The 17,222-nt window shown below is 68.8% G+C and carries 17 protein-coding genes; 12 read left to right on the top strand and 5 right to left on the bottom strand.

The window, feature by feature from the left end:
* The first annotated feature begins 39 nt into the window (after positions 1–39).
* Complete coding sequence (locus ACZ7L4_RS41380; protein ID WP_472110236.1) at positions 40–1,437, top strand: AfsR/SARP family transcriptional regulator; 1,398 nt, start codon at positions 40–42, stop codon at positions 1,435–1,437.
* A 100-nt stretch (positions 1,438–1,537) separates the two neighbouring features.
* Here the strand turns inward: ACZ7L4_RS41380 and ACZ7L4_RS41375 are convergent, their stop codons facing one another.
* The 4 genes from ACZ7L4_RS41375 to ACZ7L4_RS41360 form a co-directional block, all read right to left on the bottom strand.
* Entirely contained in the window at positions 1,538–2,104 is a 567-nt protein-coding gene (locus tag ACZ7L4_RS41375; RefSeq protein ID WP_472110235.1) for a chemotaxis protein CheB, read from the bottom strand.
* Between the two features lie 145 nt (positions 2,105–2,249).
* The gene (locus tag ACZ7L4_RS41370; RefSeq protein ID WP_472110234.1) at positions 2,250–2,504 is read right to left on the bottom strand and encodes a hypothetical protein; all 255 of its coding nucleotides are present in this window, start codon (positions 2,502–2,504) and stop codon (positions 2,250–2,252) included.
* Between the two features lie 80 nt (positions 2,505–2,584).
* Positions 2,585–3,127, bottom strand: coding sequence for a methyltransferase domain-containing protein (locus tag ACZ7L4_RS41365; RefSeq protein ID WP_472110233.1), 543 nt, complete (start codon positions 3,125–3,127; stop codon positions 2,585–2,587).
* Between the two features lie 53 nt (positions 3,128–3,180).
* Positions 3,181–3,675: a PaaI family thioesterase gene (locus ACZ7L4_RS41360; protein ID WP_472110232.1), complete on the bottom strand. Its 495-nt coding sequence runs from the start codon at positions 3,673–3,675 to the stop codon at positions 3,181–3,183.
* A 93-nt stretch (positions 3,676–3,768) separates the two neighbouring features.
* Between ACZ7L4_RS41360 and ACZ7L4_RS41355 the strand changes: the two genes are divergently transcribed.
* A complete protein-coding gene (locus tag ACZ7L4_RS41355) occupies positions 3,769–4,236 on the top strand; it encodes a winged helix-turn-helix transcriptional regulator (protein ID WP_472110231.1) in 468 nt (155 codons plus the stop codon).
* Between the two features lie 283 nt (positions 4,237–4,519).
* On the opposite strand, the gene ACZ7L4_RS41350 is transcribed toward ACZ7L4_RS41355, so the two are convergent.
* Positions 4,520–5,251, bottom strand: a complete 732-nt coding sequence (locus tag ACZ7L4_RS41350; RefSeq protein WP_472110230.1) for a helix-turn-helix domain-containing protein — start codon at positions 5,249–5,251, stop codon at positions 4,520–4,522.
* Positions 5,252–5,576: 325 nt separating this feature from the next.
* Between ACZ7L4_RS41350 and ACZ7L4_RS41345 the strand changes: the two genes are divergently transcribed.
* The 10 genes from ACZ7L4_RS41345 (at position 5,577) to ACZ7L4_RS41300 (ending at position 16,963) form a co-directional block, all read left to right on the top strand.
* Entirely contained in the window at positions 5,577–6,647 is a 1,071-nt protein-coding gene (locus ACZ7L4_RS41345) for a zinc-dependent alcohol dehydrogenase (protein WP_472110229.1), read from the top strand.
* Between the two features lie 121 nt (positions 6,648–6,768).
* Complete coding sequence (locus ACZ7L4_RS41340; RefSeq protein WP_472110228.1) at positions 6,769–7,950, top strand: alpha/beta hydrolase family protein; 1,182 nt, start codon at positions 6,769–6,771, stop codon at positions 7,948–7,950.
* Positions 7,951–8,029: 79 nt separating this feature from the next.
* Positions 8,030–9,481 (top strand): APC family permease, encoded by a 1,452-nt coding sequence (locus ACZ7L4_RS41335; RefSeq protein ID WP_472110227.1) that lies wholly within the window; start codon positions 8,030–8,032, stop codon positions 9,479–9,481.
* Positions 9,482–9,621: 140 nt separating this feature from the next.
* Positions 9,622–11,334, top strand: a complete 1,713-nt coding sequence (locus ACZ7L4_RS41330; protein WP_472110226.1) for a CocE/NonD family hydrolase — start codon at positions 9,622–9,624, stop codon at positions 11,332–11,334.
* A gap of 207 nt (positions 11,335–11,541) precedes the next feature.
* A complete protein-coding gene (locus ACZ7L4_RS41325) occupies positions 11,542–12,408 on the top strand; it encodes an NAD(P)-dependent oxidoreductase (protein WP_472110225.1) in 867 nt (288 codons plus the stop codon).
* Positions 12,409–12,425: 17 nt separating this feature from the next.
* Entirely contained in the window at positions 12,426–12,827 is a 402-nt protein-coding gene (locus tag ACZ7L4_RS41320; RefSeq protein ID WP_472110224.1) for a nuclear transport factor 2 family protein, read from the top strand.
* Positions 12,827–13,897: a maleylacetate reductase gene (locus ACZ7L4_RS41315; protein WP_472110223.1), complete on the top strand. Its 1,071-nt coding sequence runs from the start codon at positions 12,827–12,829 to the stop codon at positions 13,895–13,897. The genes ACZ7L4_RS41320 and ACZ7L4_RS41315 overlap by 1 nt, the downstream gene beginning before the upstream one ends.
* A complete protein-coding gene (locus ACZ7L4_RS41310) occupies positions 13,894–14,778 on the top strand; it encodes an intradiol ring-cleavage dioxygenase (RefSeq protein ID WP_472110222.1) in 885 nt (294 codons plus the stop codon). The genes ACZ7L4_RS41315 and ACZ7L4_RS41310 overlap by 4 nt, the downstream gene beginning before the upstream one ends.
* 133 nt (positions 14,779–14,911) lie before the next feature.
* Positions 14,912–16,138, top strand: coding sequence for an MFS transporter (locus ACZ7L4_RS41305; RefSeq protein ID WP_472110221.1), 1,227 nt, complete (start codon positions 14,912–14,914; stop codon positions 16,136–16,138).
* An 84-nt stretch (positions 16,139–16,222) separates the two neighbouring features.
* The gene (locus tag ACZ7L4_RS41300) at positions 16,223–16,963 is read left to right on the top strand and encodes a hypothetical protein (RefSeq protein WP_472110220.1); all 741 of its coding nucleotides are present in this window, start codon (positions 16,223–16,225) and stop codon (positions 16,961–16,963) included.
* Positions 16,964–17,222: the final 259 nt, after the last annotated feature.

The raw sequence follows: 17,222 nt of genomic DNA, 5'->3' as shown, positions 1-17,222 counted from the left end.
GCCCGCAGCCAGGGCCTTGGCCTCGTCGGGGCCGGAGCCGTGGATGCCGTGCGCGCCCTACTGGTCGCGGGCGGGCCAGTGCGACATCAGACAACCGCCGGGCAGCTCGTGATCCTGGTCCCGGTTGAGGATTCCGCGCGGCTCTTCGCCGAGGAGGTCGCAGTGCGCGCGTACCCATCGGGCCTGCGCACCGTCGAAGACCTGGACACAGCCTTGAATGTGCTGGAGGCCGAGCTCCTCAGCCGGGCGCGTGGCGCACTCGATGACGACATCGGCCCAACACCCCACGGCGCCAGGGACATTGACTTCCTGCTGATCGCCGGCGCTGCGCCGAACTCCGATGGACGTCTGCGGGCACTGCTCGACAACGACATGTCACTCGGCCTGGCCGGTGTGCTGCTGGGGCAATGGAGCCCAGGGCGAACTCTCGAGGTGGGACAGGACGGAACCGTCACGGCGGACAGTTCACCCGGTACCGAGGGGCTCACCGGGACGCGCCTGTTCACATCTCCGCCTCCCGCCGCGGGGGCGCTCCTCGACTTCCTTCAGGTGTCGGAGTCGGGGGCGGAGGCGCCTCCGCCCCCTGTGGATGAGAGCGAAGTGACAGGGCATGACTCGGACATCCGTAGACGGCCTGAAGCGCCGCCGCCGACCACGACATGCGTGCTCTCGCTCAGGGTGCTGGGCTCAGTGCATCTGGAGTATCACCCCACCCGCGGTGCAGCCGGCAAGAACCTTGCCGGAGCCCTCGCCCCGAAGCATCGCGAGATCCTGGCGTACCTCGCACTGCATCGAAACGGAGCTCGCCGAGAGACGCTCACGGCTGCCATCTGGCCAGACGCGCCCAGCGAGCACCCGTACAACAGCTTCCACGCCACCCTGAGCCAGTTCCGCCGCACCCTGCGCACTGCAACCCACGACGAGATCCGCAACATCGTCCACCACGACGGAGGCCGGTACATCCTGGACCACGACCAAGTCTCCGTCGATCTGTGGAAGTTGGAGGACGAGCTGAGCGAGGCAGGCGCAGTGGGGAACGATGAGCTGCGCCTGAATGCCCTGGAACGCGGCGCCAGTCTCTACACCGGGGACTTCGCGACCGGCATCGTGGCGGAGTGGTGCGAAGCGCCGCGCGAGGCAGTGCGTCGAGACGTACTCGATGCGCTCGCCGAGCTCACCCGCGTCCTGAGTACGTCCGACCCGCGGCGGGCCCTTGCCCTACTTGAGCGCGCCAGGACGCTCGACCGCTACAACGAGGCCATCTACCGCGACATCGCGCGCGTTCAAGCACGCCTGGGCCTGCATGCGGACATCCCACGCACGCTGAGCCTCTTGAGAGCAGAACTGGCCGAACTCGACGAGGATCCGAGCCGGGAGACGATCGCCTTGTGTGAATCGCTGTATGTACGCGGCTCCGCGACGGGAGGAGCCCGGTGATGAACGGAGGGCGGCGTCCGGTCGCCAGCATGGACGGCAGGGGCTTGAGGACCCCGCCGATGGGCCGCCCTTCTGAGGACGGCCAGGGCATGACGTGAGGTCAGACGGCGCCCGTGTCGGGCTGGACGAGTCGGGTGAGGGCGGGGCCGATGGCCGGGAGGGGAAGAACGAAGTCCACTTTCCCGGTGCTGATCGCGGCTTTGGGCATGCCGTGGAACTCGGCTGTTTCCGGGTCCTGGACGATGACCGTGCCGCCGTGTGCCTTGACCGCTTCGATGCCCTTGGCGCCGTCGCTGTCAGCTCCGGTGAGTACGCAGCCGACGACGCCGGATCCGTAGGCCTGCGCCGCCGATTCGAAGAGGGGGTCGGCAGCGGGGCGGGCGTAGTTGACCCGGTCCTCGTGCGTGAGAGCCAGAGCCCCGCCGTCCGCTACGCACAGGTGTCGGTCGGGCGGGGCGATGTAGACCGTGCCTGCCTGGGGGCGCTGCCCATGTTTGGCGAGCTTGACCGGCAGGAGGGTGGAACGCGCCAGGATGGTCACGATGTGTGTCTCGCGGGACCGGTTGAGGTGCTGGGCGACCAGTACCGGCACGGGCAGCGCGGGTGGCAGCCCGCCCAGGAGTGTGCCGAGGCCCTGAACGCCGCCGGCTGAGGAAGCGACCAGCACAGCCGCCCACGGGCCATGGTCATCATCTGGGGGATACGTCTCCACATGCGAAGGCTAGCGCGCGCTGCAGTCCGGGTGGCGGACCTCAATATCCCGGGCATTCGTCCGAGTCAGTGGAGCAACAGGACGGCAGAACGACCTCCGTTCACCAGGCGATGGTCAGGAGAGTGTCGGGGCGGGTGACGCGGGCACCGGCATCGAGGCGGTCATCTCTCGTGGAGGGAGGGTATGCGGTGACGATGGGCTGCGCAGGCCGCTGCTGGTTCCAGCGGTGCAGGAGATCGTTTACCTGGCCACTGAGCTTGTCTGCGTCCGGGCCGTGAACGATGATCCCCAGCTCGTCGGTGGCATCGTCGATGGGGCGGGCGGACAGATAGGCGAACGTACCGCCGTTGTACAAGGCAGCACCGGACCAGCGCACCGCCGGATCTGCCAGGCAGATGTCGCGGGCGCCGGAACCGACGGACAGTTTGCCTAAGTTCAGGCCGGATCCGGTGGTGGCGAGCCAGAGGTCAAGGTGGGCGGCGGGTTCGTCGTGGCGGACGTGGAGGCCGGTCCATTGATGGCGGGCGGGCTGGGCGAGGGCCTGGGCCAGAGCGACCGGGTCAGGCCGCTGCCGTGCAGTCGGAGCGGGACGACGATGCGGCCGCCGATGGCGAGCTGGTGCCACCAAGCGGTGGAGATGTCCCAGGCGCCAGCGGTGACGATGATCCTGTCGAATGTTCCGTGGCTGGGGGCTCCGAGGGCTCCGTCGCCGCACATCACCTCGACGCGGTTGTATCCGGCGGCGGCCAGACCGGTGCGTGCGCCGTTGACGAGGTCCTCGTCGAGCTCGATGGTCACGACCGAGCCACCCGGCCCGGTCAGTTCCGCGAGGAGGGCGGCGTTGATGCCGGTCGCCGCGCCAATCTCCAGGACTCGGTGGCCGGCGTGGATGTTGAGCTGTTCGAGCCTCTTGGCGACGATGTTGGGGCTGGAAGCAGAGGAGACGGCGGCGCCGTCTGCGGCGCGTTTGGTCACCACCGGTTTGGGCGCGTACGCCGTCGCCAGGTCCAGCCAATCGACCGGGTGCGCTCTTAGGGGGTAGGCAGCGGGAAGAGCAGGCACGTGCTGGTGGCGTGGGCGAGTACACGGTCCGTAGCGTCTAGCAACTGAGCTTGTGCCAGGGCGGTCTGACGGCCCGTCTGCACAACTGTCCCGATGGCGCGGACGCGGCCGGTATCTACAGTGATCTTGCGCAGGAACTTCACGTTCAGATCGAGTGAGGTGTAGCCCATCTCGGGCGGAAGGGTCGAATGGACCGCGCACCCGGCCGCCGAGTCGAGCAGTGTCGCGAAGATCCCGCCATGCACGCTGCCGATGGGGTTGTAGTGCTCCTCGCCGGGGATCATTGAGAAGACAACATGCCCCTTCTCCACCTCGTCGAGGGTGAAGCCGACGGTGGAACTCACGGGCGCCGCGGGGACGCGGCCGGCTCGCAGGTCGAGCAATAGATCCAGCCCTGAGCTGCGGCCGATGGAGGCTGCCAGAGGGGCGGGGTCCTCCCACTCGTACGTACGGGTTCGTCCCACGGTCTATCTCCTCGTCAGCTAGCTTCCGAATCAGAAGTTAGCTTCAGGGCCTTCTGGCTGTCAATTACAAAGCCAGGCCCCTACGATGAGGGAATGGAGTGGCTTGAGACGAGCACGGAAAATTGTCCGGTCCAGCTCACCCTTGGTGTGGTGGGCGAAAAGTGGTCGCTGCTCATCCTGCGAGACGCCTGCAACGGAGTGCGACGATTCGACGACTTCCGCCGCCACATCGGTCTCTCGGAGGCCGTCCTCAGTGATCGCCTGCGAAAGCTGACGGCGGCAGGCATCCTCAAGGTCACGCCGTACCAGCAGCCGGGCAGCCGCTCACGCAACGAGTACCGGGTGACCCGCAAGGGCTGGGATCTGTGGCCCGTTCTGGTCGCGCTCAAACAGTGGGGGGAGTCGCATTTGGGGGACGAGCCGTCGCCGGTTCTCGACCTGCGGCATGAGGGGTGTGGTGCTCCAGTGCGCGTGGTGGCTCAGTGCGAGCACGGCCATACTGGGCTGACTCCCGGCGAGGTCGTCGCCACGCCGGGACCGGCTGCCCGTCCCCGCTCCTGACACTGCATCCCCTCGGTCACCTCTGAGTGGATTGGGTCATGAGGTGACGCGTCCTCTTGGGTGGACGCCTGTGCTGTCCTCGTCTGAATCTGGCCGCAACAAGCATCGTTCTAGCGGTCGCCACTCCAAGCATGGCGATGGGGCACGAGGCCCCTCGGACTTTGTGCGAACGCTCTTGGCCTCGCTCTTGCGTGTGTCAATCCTGGTGTCGGTCATGGCTTTGTGGACTCGCAGGGGATGGGCGCGTGTGTGTCTCTGTGTCAGTAGCGACCTGCGGTGTCATTCACCGGCGGCGTTCATGCGAGGCCTCGTCCAGGTTCCTGAACACGTCGAGGACGTTGGCCACGCCGGCGTCGCTGGCGGCCGGAACCCGGTTCACTAGGTCGGCCAGGCGCTCGCGTGTGTGTTCCGTACTGTTGCGGCCGATGACGTACCACAGGCCGCGGGCCGCGTGGTCTCCGCGATTGATGTACATGTGCGGGCGGGTGGAGTCGAAGCAGAAGGAGTCGCCCGCTTCGAGTTCGTACTGGTCAAACTCCAGGACCAGCGTCAGTGGCCCTTCGAGCAGGTAGGCGTACTCGAAGCCGCTGTGACGCATCAGCGTCCCCTCGACCGAACTGCTCGCCCCGCTCTGGTAGGTCACCAGCAGCGCGTCCACGAGCCCGTTGTCGAACGAGGCCAGCCGCTCCCAGCGGACCCCGTTGTCCATCTCCAGCGCCGGGTTGTCGGACCCGCGCTGGATCACGACCCCGGGGTGCTGTGACGCCGGGGGAGTGGCCTCAGCGGCCGGGCGCGTCCGGCCAGAAGGGTTCACTTCGAGTCCGAGCAACTCGTCGAGTGAGACGTGAAGACGGTTGACCAGCGCGTACAGAGTGCTCACCGACGGCTGCGACTTACCGGTCTCCACCTGCGACAGCAGGCTGGCCGAAATGCCGGTGTCCACCGCAAGAGCCCGCAGGCTGATCCCCTGTGCCTCACGGGCCGCCCTGAGAGCTCGTCCGATGTGTTCCTCCACGTGCCTGCCCCTGTTCTCCGGCTGCCCGGCCGCCGGTCGTTAGATCTCACTGAACGCTACCTCGGTTCCGTGACAGTGAACAGCGGTACCCGCTGCACCGTGCCTGCCGAGGCAAGGGGCTTGTTAACCGAGTCGAAGCAGTCTGTTGACACCACGTTCTGTCGCGTTCACGATGGGCGCACGCGTTCAGTGGAAGCGGACAGTGTTTGTGGGTGGTGCCCGCAATCAGGCCGGACTTGTCCGGCCGACACCGCCCCTTGAAATGCGTCCTCGCCGGGCCGCCGAAGCCGGCGAGACATCAAGGAGACCTGCATCCGGAGCCAGCATGACCGAAACCATGCGTGCCGCCGTCTACCACGGTGCACGAGACATCCGTATTGAAAACGTGCCGGTGCCCGTACCGCGGGACGGACAGGCCCTGATCGCAGTCCGCCGCAACGGGCTGTGCGGCACTGACGCCACGGAGTGGGCACACGGCCCGGTCATGGTGCCCCTCGCAGCACGCCACCCAGGAAGCGGCCACCTCGGCCCCATGATCCCCGGGCACGAGTTCGTGGGCGAGGTCGTGGAAGCACGCGGAGACGTGCCGCTGCGCGCGGGGCAGATCGTCGCCGCCGGCGCGGGAGTCTGGTGCGGCACGTGCGACCGGTGCGGACAGGGACGCACGAACCTCTGCCGCCGCTACTACACGCTCGGACTCAACGCCCCAGGCGGCCTCGCCGAGTTCGTCGCGGCCCCGGCCCACATGCTGCGCCCGGTGCCCGGCGGACTGCCGCTGGACCACGCCGGCATGGCCCAACCGCTGGCAGTGGGACTGCACGCGGCCCGGCGGGCCGGGGTGCGCGACGGCGACACCGTCGTGGTCATCGGCGCGGGCGCGATCGGCACGTTCGTCCTGGCCGGTCTCCATCACCTGCACACCGCGGACGTGACAGTGATCGACCTGCCCGGCCCGAAACTGGAGCGGGCCCGCAGGCTCGGTGCGGCGCACACGCTCTCCGCGCACGACGACGTCGTGGCAGCGGTGCTGCAGGCCACGGGAGGACGAGGCGCCGACGTGGTCATCGAGGCCAGCGGCGCTCCCGGACAGTTCGAGAACGCGCTCGCCATGGTCACCGCCGGCGGACACGTCCTGGCCGTCGGCTTGCCCAAACAGAAGCCGAGCGTGGACCTGCAGGCGCTGACCCTGCGCGAGATCACCGTGACGTCCACCGTCGCGCACATCTGCGACGAGGACCTGGTGCCAGCCCTGGACATCCTTGCCGACGGCACGCTGGGCGCACTGCTCCTCGATGCGGTGATCCCCCTCGACGGCCTCGTGGAATCGGGACTCAAGCGGCTCACGACCGGATCCGTCGACGGAAAAATCCTCGTGGACACCGCCGCCCGCAGCTGAACTCCTGCCCCCGCGCCGCGCCGAACGCCGTGTCCTCGCGCCTCTGTTGCACGCACCGGTTCCCGCCCACTCGCCGCGGCCCCACGGCGACCGGCGCCCAAGCCTGGAAAGGCACCCACGAATGTTCGAGTACTTTCCCGGAAACTACGTCTGGAACCTCTCCCTCAACCTTGCCCTGAGTACCGGCGCCGCGATCGACGAGGTGGACGAGGCCTGCCGGCCGTTGCTGAACACCGGCCCGGCCGTGGCGTCCAGCGAGGACTTCTTTGCCTCATGGTGCGGGGTGGCCGAGCGGCTCGTCAGCCTCGCCGACACCGACGCGGCCGCTGCCCGCGACTATGCGGCGGCGGCACGCTACCGGCGTGTGGCGGTGTACTTCCTGACCGCGGAGCGCATGCAGAAGCACGGCTACGCCCCTCGTGCCGAGGCCTACCGAGCCGGCCTGGACTGCTTCCGCAAGGCCGTCACCCTGGGCGAGGAGAACTGCGAGTTCGTCGAGGTGCCCTACAAGGACGACCAGGGCGACCGCTCGCTGCCCGGACTGCTCGTCCAGGCGCAGAGGCCGACGGGCAGGAACCCGTTCGTCGTCCTCTTCAACGGCCTCGACTCGACCAAGGAGATGGTCTACGGGACCGGCATCGCCCAGGAACTGGCCCGGCGCGGTGTTTCCTCGCTCATCATCGACCAGCCGGGATCCGGCGAGGCCCTGCGGCTGCGAGGCATGACGGGGTTCGCCGAGAGCGAGCGCTACGGGTCGGCGTGCGTGGACTACCTGGAGACCCGCGCGGACTGCGACCCGGCACGCATCGGCGTGGCCGCCTGGTCCCTCGGCGGCTACTACGCGCCCCGCGCCGCCGCGTTCGAGCCCCGCTTCAGCCTTTGCGTCGCCTGGGGCGCCATCTACGACTGGTCCGAACTCCAGCGTCGTCGCCTGCAGCAGGACACCCCGCACGCCGCCGAGAAGTCCGTGCCGCACTTCGCCGAACATCTTCTGTGGGTGTTCGGCAAGGACTCGGTGGACGACTTCCTGGACTTCGCCAAGACGATGAGCCTGGCCGAGGTCAGCGACCGCATCCGCGTGCCGTTCCTCGTGTTGCACGGCGCAGGCGACCGCCAGATTCCCGTGGACATGGCGCACAAGCAGTACGACGCCGCGGTCAACAGCCCCCGCAGGGAGCTGAAGATCATGACCGGGCACGACGGGGGTGTCGAGCACGTCGCGGCCGACAACATCTCGCCCACCACCCACTACATCGCGGACTGGATCGCCGACGTGTACGGCACCGCGCCCACACCGCGCTGACACGCGCCCACAGCTCCCCCCACGCCTTCCTCAGTACTTCGACGCTCATCCATCTGCCCTGCAACCGACGGAGTTTGCAATGACGAGCAGTCAAGCACCTCAGGCAACAACCGAACCCGACACCAGATCGGAGCGAGCGGGCACCCTCAAGAAGGGCTCCATCGGTGTGCTGGGCGCGGCGATCATGGCCATCGCCGCGATCTCCCCGCTCACCACGATGTCGTCCAACCTCTCGATGAGCCTCGTGCTGGGCGTCGGCCCCACCACCGTGCTCGTCATCGTGCTCACGGTGGTGGTCTTCCTCTTCTTCACCGCCGGGTACGTGGTCCTGGGCCGGTACGTGGTGGACTCCGGGGCCTATTCCGCCTACGTCGCCCACGGCCTGGGCCCCACGGCGGGATCGGCGATCGCCGTCATAGCGACCGTCGGCTACAACTTCGCCGTGGTCGCCTTCTCCGGCGTCGCCGGCTACTTCCTCGACAGCGCCTTCGAACCCCTCGGACTCGACCTGCCCTGGTGGCTCTGGGCACTGCTCGTCGTCGCCCTGACCGGAACCCTCGGCTACCTCGGTGTCGGCCTGGCCAGCAAGATCACCAGCTTCATCTGCGGTACCCAGTTCCTCCTCCTGGGAGCCTTCATCGTCGCCGTCCTGGTGCGCAACCCCACGGGATTCCACCTCGACGTGTTCGCCCCCTCCGGCCTCACCGGCGGAGCCTTCGGCCTGTCCATCGTGTTCGTCCTGCTGTCCCTGGCCAGCTTCGAGACCACGGCCGCCTACGGAGAAGAGATCCGCGACCCGCACCGTACGGTGCCCCGGGCCACCTACCTTGCCCTGTTCCTGCTCACCGCCCTGTTCATCGCGGGAACTTGGGCGGTCGTCGCCGCGATGGACGGCGCTCCCAAGGTCGCGCAGGCCGGTCCAGGTGAGCTGATCCCCGCCCTGTTCGGCGCCTACCTCGGTGACTGGACCAGCACACCCCTGAAGTTCGTGATCGCGGCCAGCATCATCGGAGCCGCCATCGCCTTCCACAACCTCGCCACGCGGTACATGTTCTCGTCCGCCCGCTCCGGACTCTTCTGGTCCGGGCTCGGCCGCACGCACCCCCGCCGTCAGACACCTCATGTCGCGGTCGCCTGCCAGCTTCTGATCACCATCGCCTTCCTCGCCCCGTTCGTGGTGGCAGGCGCGGACCCCATGGTCGGCCTGCTGCCGGCCATCGCCGGCTACAACTCCCTGTCGATGATCGTCAAGATGGGCAGCAGCTCCGTCAGCGTCGTCGCGGCCTCCCTGCGCGGCAGGATCACCGGCTCCCTCTACGCGACCCGCATCGCCCCGACCCTCGCCGTCGCGGGGTTCTTGACCGCCGGATCCTTGATCGTCGTGCACTACCCGGAGGTCACCGAGAGCGATGCCGCCTGGGTGAATGGGATGCCCCTGCTCCTCGTCGTCTGCGCCACCTACGGCGGACTGCGACGTCGGCACCTCAAGCAACGAGGCAGCCAACCGAACAGCGGCAACGTCGTCACATGAGCGGCCACGGACGTAGCGCGCCCTGCTGTCGCCGCGAGGACCGGCGACCATCACAGGAAGCGATGACCGTGCCGCCGATCGAATGCCCGTCACCTTCGACCCACTGCCCTCGCTGAAGCACGCAGACACCGGAGCTATCCATGATCATCGAACGTGACGTGCCCATCGAGGCGGACGACGGCATCGTCCTGCGGGCCGATGTCTTCCGTCCGGAGGGCGTCGACCAGGTCCCCGTCATCATGACGATGGGCCCCTACGGCAAGGGAGTCCGCTTCCAGGATGCCTACGCCACCCAATGGCAGTGGCTCACCAAGACCCACCCGGACCTGCTGGCCGGCTCCACTCGCTCCCATCTGACCTGGGAGACCGTCGACCCCGAGATCTGGACAGGCTGGGGATACGCCGTCGTACGCGTCGACTCGCGCGGCGCCGGCCGAAGCCCTGGCTACCTGGACCCGCAATCGCCGCGCGAGACCCGCGACTTCTACGAGGCAATCGAATGGGCCGGGACCCAGGCCTGGAGCACCGGCAAGGTCGGCCTGAACGGCATCTCCTACTACGCGATCACCCAGTGGCTGGTCGCCGGCCTGCAACCGCCGCACCTGGCCGCGATGGTCCCCTGGGAGGGAGCCGCGGACGCCTACCGCGACAAGGCGCGCCACGGCGGCATCCTGAGCAACACCTTTCAACAGGCCTGGTTTCCGCGGCAAGTGGTGGCGGTCCAGCACGGCAACCCGAAGGGCCCCACCGACCCCTGGCTGGGGGAGTCCGCGACCGGCCCGGAGCAGCTCTCCGAGGAGGAACTGGCCGCCAACCGTGCCGATCCGCTCCAGGCGGTACTTGCGCGCCCGCTCGACGATGCGACGTACAGGGCCCGTTCCGCGGACTGGCCGCGCGTGACGGTGCCGTTCCTGAGCGCCGCCAGCCTCGCCGGCCACGGCCTGCACCCTCGTGGGAACTTCGAGGCGTTCACCCAGGCCGCCTCAGCGCAGAAGTGGCTCGAGCTGCACCCCGGGCGCCACGAAGAGTGGTTCTACCTCGCCGAAGGCATGGACCTGCAAAAGCGGTTCCTGGACCACTTCCTCAAGGGCGAGGACAACGGCTGGGACCAGCAGCCGCCCGTACTCCTGCGGCTGCGGCGCCCGTTCACGACCGATGTCGAGGCGCGGGGCGAGCAGGAGTGGCCCCTGGCGCGCACCGCCTGGACGGACGCCTACCTGGACGCCGACCTGACGCTTCGCCCCGAGCCTGCGCAGACGCGCTCACAGGTGGCCTTCGAGGCCCTCGGCGAACCCGTGACCTTCCTGAGCGCGCCGCTGGAGACGGAGACCGAGCTGACCGGGCCGCTGGCGGCGACCCTGTACGTCTCCTCCAGCACCAGCGACGCCGACCTCTTCCTCACGCTCCAGGCCTTCGCACCGGACGGGAGGGAAGTCCACTTCCCCGGCACGATCGACCCGGCGACGCCACTGGCCCAGGGCTGGCTGCGGGCCTCGCACCGCAAACTTGACCCCCGGAAGAGCCTGCCGTACCGGCCGTATCACGCACACGACGAGTCACAGCCTCTGACGCCCGGAGAGGTCTACGAACTGCAGGTGGAGATCTGGCCCACCTGCATCGTGCTGCCCGCCGGCTATCGCCTGGCCCTCCAGATCGGCGGGCGCGACTTCGAGCGCCCCACACCGGACGACCCCACCGGCGCGTGGGTGGCCCGCGGCTCGGGACCCTTCCTGCACAACCACCCCGAGGACCGTCCCGCGTCGGTCTACGGCGGCCGCACCACGGTCCACACCGGGCCCGACACCCCGTCCCGGCTCCTCCTGCCGGTCATCCCGGCCTCTGCAGGGGCCTAGCCCGAAGGGCGGGCACGGAGAGCGAGCAGGCCCACCTCGCGAGGTGTTCGCTAATGATTGACACACGCTCGTAACAGTGTTCAATATTAGTTAACACCAGGGTCTGGGGCCCGCCCAGCCGGCGGGCCGGACCTGGTCCGGAATCGACACCGCGGCCTCTCAAACAGCCGGACGACGCCGGACGAACAACGCAGTGGAGGAAATGCCGTGCTGATCGGATTCGCCGGCCTGGGACGGATGGGCCGGCCGATGGCCTCCCACCTGGCGCAGGCCGGACACACCGTCCTGGGGTACGACCCGGGGGCGGACCGGGCGCCCGAGGGCGTCACACGCGTCGGCACGGCGGCCGACCTGGCCGAGGCGCCGATGACCGTCAGCATGCTGCCGGACGGTCTCACAACCCGGGAATTCGTCATGAAGGGCCTGGCGAGCGCCGACCGTGCCCATCTCCATGTGGTGATGGGCACCGTCGGACCCGAACTCGTACGCGAGTTGGCCGACACCGCACCGGTGGAGGTCGTCGACGCACCAGTGTCCGGAAGCGTGTCGATGGCCGAGGCCGCGGCGCTGACCACGATGGTCGGGGCCAGTCCGGAGCAGTTCGAACGGATCCGCCCCGTCCTCGCCGCCATGTCGGCGGCGCAGTCCCACTGCGGGCCCGCAGGCGCCGGTTCCGCGGCGAAGCTCGCGGTCAACGCCGTCCTCGCCGCCCTGAGCCAGGGGGTTGCGGAGGGTCTGCTCATTGCCGAGGCAGGCGGACTCGACCTCAACACCTTCTACGACGTGCTGCGCAACAGCGCGGCCGGTGCCCCGTATGTCGGCTACAAGCGGGAGGCGTTCCTCGCGCCGGAGTCGGCCGGTGTGGCCGCCCCGGTGTCGCTGATCCGCAAGGACCTCGGACTGGCTCTCGACCTGGCCCGCACACAGCAGTTGAGCCTGCCGGCGTGCGAGGCGTCCTACGCCGTCCTGGACGACGCGACGTCGGTCGGACTCGGCCGACAGGACATGGCCCAGGTCCTCACCGCCCTGCGGATGCGCGCGAGTTCACCGACGCGCGACGTGCACGACTCATGACAGAGAGAAAGAGTTCCATGACTGCAAGCGATTCACCCACCGCCGGCGCCGAGGAGACGATCCGCTCCCTGGAGGATGCCCGGTACAAGGCAGTGATCGCGGGAGACCTCGAAGCCTTCGCCGCGCTCGCGCACCCCGAACTCGCCTACACCCACTCCAACGCAGTGGTGGACACGCTGGAGTCGTACCTGGACAAGCTCCGGGCGGGCTTCTACGTGTACCACCGCATTGAACACCCGGTGGACCGGATCACCGTCATCGGTGACACCGCCGTGGTGGTGGGGGAGATGCACGCCGACCTCACCGCGGGCGGTGTGCGCAAGACACTGGCCAACCGGTGCCTGGCCGTGTGGGTCCGCGAGAGCGACCGCTGGCTGCTGCTCGCCTACCAGCCCACCGTCCTGCCCCAGGAGGCGTGATGCACACCTTCACCTACGACGCCCTGCCCGGGCGGATCGTGTTCGGCCCCGGCACCGCACGCAGCGCCCTGGCGGCCGAGGTCGACGCCTTCGGAGCTCAGCGGATCCTGCTCGTGGCAGCCGACTCCGAGATCGCTCTGGCACGCGAACTGTGCGCCCCGTTCGCCGACCGGATCGCGGCCGAGTTCACCGGGGTGCGCCCGCACGTGCCCGTCGAGGTCGCCGAGCGCGCCCGCGCGGCGGCGGCCGGCGCGGACCTGGTGCTGTGCGTGGGCGGCGGCTCGACCACCGGCACCGCCAAGGCCGTCGCCCTGACCACCGGGCTGCCGATCGTCGCCGTCCCCACCACCTACGCGGGCTCCGAGGTCACCCCCGTGTGGGGACTGACGGAGGGCGCCCGCAAGACCACCGGAACGGATCCGCGCGTCCTGCCGCGCACCGTCGTCTACGACCCCGACCTCACGCTGACACTGCCCGCCGGCCTGTCGGTGGCCAGCGGCCTCAACGCCACGGCCCACTGCGTCGAGGCATTCTGGGCACCCCGGCGCAACCCGGTCTCCAGCGCCGTCGCCGAGGACGGCATCCGCCACCTCGCGGCCGGCCTGCCCGCCATCGCCGCAGACCCGGCCGACGGCGCCGCCCGCGCCGAGCTGCTGCTGGGCGCCTACCTCGCCGGCTCGGCGTTCGCCGTCGCGGGATCGGGTCTGCACCACAAGATCTGCCACGCCCTGGGCGGAGCGTTCGACCTGCCCCATGCCCAGACGCACGCGATCGTGCTCCCGCACGTGCTGGCCTTCAACGCCGCGCACGCCCCCGAGGCCGCGGAACGTATCGCCGCCGCGCTCTGCCGGACCGATCCGGCCGCCGCGCTGCACGAACTGGGCGCGAAGCTCGGCGTGCCGGCCGGCCTGCGTGAACTCGGCCTGCGCGAGAGCGACATCGACACCGTTCTCGGCGACATCCTCGCGATCGCGCCCGCGGACAACCCGCGTGCTGTGACCGAGGACGGCCTGCGTGAACTGCTGCACGCGGCGTGGGCGGGCACCGACCCGGCGAGGTGGGCCGCATGACCGCCGAACCCACGGTGGCCGCCGAGCGCGAGCAAGCGGTCACCGACGAGGTCCTCGCCAGCTTCGACCGCACCACCGACCCGCGGTTGCGCGAAGTCATGCAGAGCCTGGTCCGCCACCTGCACGCGTTCGCCCGCGACGTCCGCCTCACCGAGCGGGAGTGGGAGACGGCGATCGAGTTCCTCACCCGCGCCGGACACATCACCGACGACAAGCGCCAGGAGTTCATCCTCCTGTCCGACGTCCTGGGACTGTCCATGCTGGCCGTGGCCATCAACGAGCCGGCCGTCCCCGGCGCGACCGAGGCCACCGTCTTCGGACCGTTCTTCGTCGACGGAGCACCCGAGATCCCGCTCGGCGGCGACCTCGCGCACGGCGCGGCAGGCACCCCCTGCTACGTGTCGGGCCAGGTGCGCTCCGCGGACGGCAGCCCGCTCGCCGGAGTGCGCCTGGACGTGTGGGGAGCCGACGAGGACGGCTTCTACGACGTCCAGTACGCGGGGGACCGCTCCGCTGGACGCGGCTGGCTGCACACCGGCCCCGACGGCACGTACCGGTTCTGGACCGTGCTGCCGACGCCGTACCCGATCCCGCACGACGGTCCCGTCGGTGACCTGCTCACCGCCGCCGGCCGCGGGCCGATGCGCCCGGCACACCTGCACTTCAAAACCGCCGCACCGGGGCATCGCACGCTGATCACGCACATCTTCGTGGCAGGCGACCCCTACCTCGCCAGTGACGCCGTGTTCGGTGTGAAGGACAGCCTCGTCGTCGAGGCCGAGCGTCACACCGGCGGAACCGCGCCCGACGGAACCCGGCCGCAGGGCCCATGGACAAGCATGGCCTTCGACCTGGTTCTTGCCCCGGACCAGGCAGCCTGAACACCCAAGCGCCTGCGCGGGGCCGATGCCCCGGCACCGGCCCCGAACCGTTCCACCAGGACAAACCCCCTTTCAGACCACACGTGGGTCAGTGCTGCCCGCACACGCCGTCAGCACGCCCGGAGGTGCAACGATGCGACGTACTCGCTGGATCGTGCTCGGCGGCTGTTTCCTGGCCTATCTCTTCGACGCCCTGGAGATCGTGCTCCTGTCCCTGGCTCTCCCCGACATCCGACAGGACATGGACCTCTCGGCCACCCAGGCGGGCCTGTTGGCCACCGCCACGCTGCTCGGCATCGGAGTCAGCAGCGTCGCCGGCGGCTACGTGGCGGACAACTTCGGCCGCAAGAAGGCACTCATCGCCTCACTGGCCACGTTCGGCATCTTCACCGCAGCCCTCACCGGCGTACCCAATTTCGAGGTCTTCCTCCTCCTGCGCTTCCTCGCCGGCATCGGGCTCGGCGCCGTGTGGAGCGTCGTATCCGCCTACGTCGTCGAAACCTGGCCCGCCGAGAGCCGCGGCCGCGCTGCCGCCTTCGTGATCAGCGCCTTCCCCGCAGGTGGAGCACTCGCCGCCGCCATTTCCGGCCCTCTGCTTCCGAACTGGCGGCTGATGTTCCTCATCGCCGGGACCGCGGTGGTGGTGCCTCTGCTCGTCGTCTTGTTCTGCTTCCGTGAATCCCCTGCCTGGGCCACCCAGAAGTCCGCCATCACGGGCGACACCGTGTCGGTACGCGACGTACTGACCGGACCGCTGCGCCGCACCACCCTGCTGGGCACGCTCATGGCTGCCCTCGCCCTGACCGGATACTGGGGTGCGACGACCTGGCTGCCCACCTACCTCACCGACGAACGTGACCTGCCGTCGTCATCGGTGTCCCTGTTCGTGACCATCCTCAACCTGGGCATGTTCGTCGGTTACAACGGCTTCGGCATGCTCGCGGATCACGCCGGCCGACGCCGGACGATCATCCTGACCCTTCTGGGCGTGTCCCTCACACTGCCGGTCTACGCCCTCACCACCCACCAGGCGGCCCTCCTGTGGCTCGGCCCCCTGTTCGGCGCATTCACCGCCTTCTTCGGCCTGTTCGGGTCCTACCTCGGCGAGCTGTTCCCCACCAGAGCCCGCGCCACCGGAGCCGGTTTCTGCTTCAACGTCGGCCGCGGCATATCCGCCCTCGCGCCCTTCGGTCTCGCCGGGCTGGCAGGCTCGATCGGATTCAGCGGCGGACTCATGGTGTGCGCGGCCTTCTTCACCTTCGCTGCTGGAGTCGCCCTGCTACTGCCACCTACCAGCAGGAACATTGTGGAAACCGACACCGAATACCGCACGACCGCGGCAGCCCAACCCGGCTCCTGATGGCAAGCCGTTGTCAGTTGCCCCTGAGCCCAAGTAGCCCCAAGTCCCCCCTGCGAAGCCGGGGCACCACTGAAGGACCATGTGATGGCGAGTTCCCAGATCTCCATTCGATCAGTTGTCAACGGACGCGCGGTCTCCAGGGACGCAGTCCTGGCCTGGGAGGCGAAACGCCTACCCAAGGCCGCAGCGAAGATCGGACTCAGCGTGCCCACGGGCGCTCTGTCTCAGCAACGCCTGGCCTTTGCCGACGGCAAGCTCTCCCTGAGGCCGGATGAGATCAGACAGCGCCTTGGGCGTGACCTCCGCCTCGCGGGCGCCACCTCGCGAGCCACAGCCCGGTTGTCCAAAGGCCGCCGGGCCACGAGTGAGTGCGACCTGTATGTAACCGGAGTCGGCAGCGCGGCGGACTTCGTCCAGTGGTTCGACGACACGCAGCGCCAGAACTACACACGCAGCATGGTCGCCGCCAACCCCGACCACTTCCTCATCCAGACCGACGACCACGGCCGACAAGAAGTCATCGAGACCACGGGAGGAAGCCCGCTCGCCAGCCGCTTCTTCGTCGACTACGAGGACACCGGCTCCCTGGTCACGCCAAGGGACACCAGGTTTGCCGTCCAAACAGCAGGCGTCGCCGTCACAGAGTCGGCTCTGCCCATCGGTGGTGTCCGCCATCAATTCGAGGACCAGCCGGGCGGATTTCACGCGCGCGTCTGCGTCGAGTTTCCGCGCTGGATCGCTCCGCGCATGATCGCGGAACACCGTTGGCACCTTGCGTGCGAGTTCTCCAACTGGATTGAGTTCGCATTCGGTCACCTCAGCTGAACGGCGTGCCGCGTTCACGAACACGCCTACAGACACCTGTCCGGGGGCCGGCGTAACCGGCGTGCAATGGCCAGAACTTGCAGAACCCGAGGCCTTCGAGTGCCTCGTTGCATCTCGTCGTCAACCAGCGGTCCCGGGCCGCCGGCGCATCGGGGGTGACATTCCCCGAACAGGCGCACCGATCAGACGGCTGGGTCGTCGGGCGGTCATGCGGCTGTGGGAGGCTCGGACTTGGCCGGGTGCGGATCCGGCACGATTC

The sequence above is a fragment of the Streptomyces sp. NPDC107575 genome (assembly GCF_055657265.1).
The sequence above is the reverse complement of the archived record's forward strand: the minus strand, read 5'-3'. Positions and strand labels throughout refer to the sequence as shown.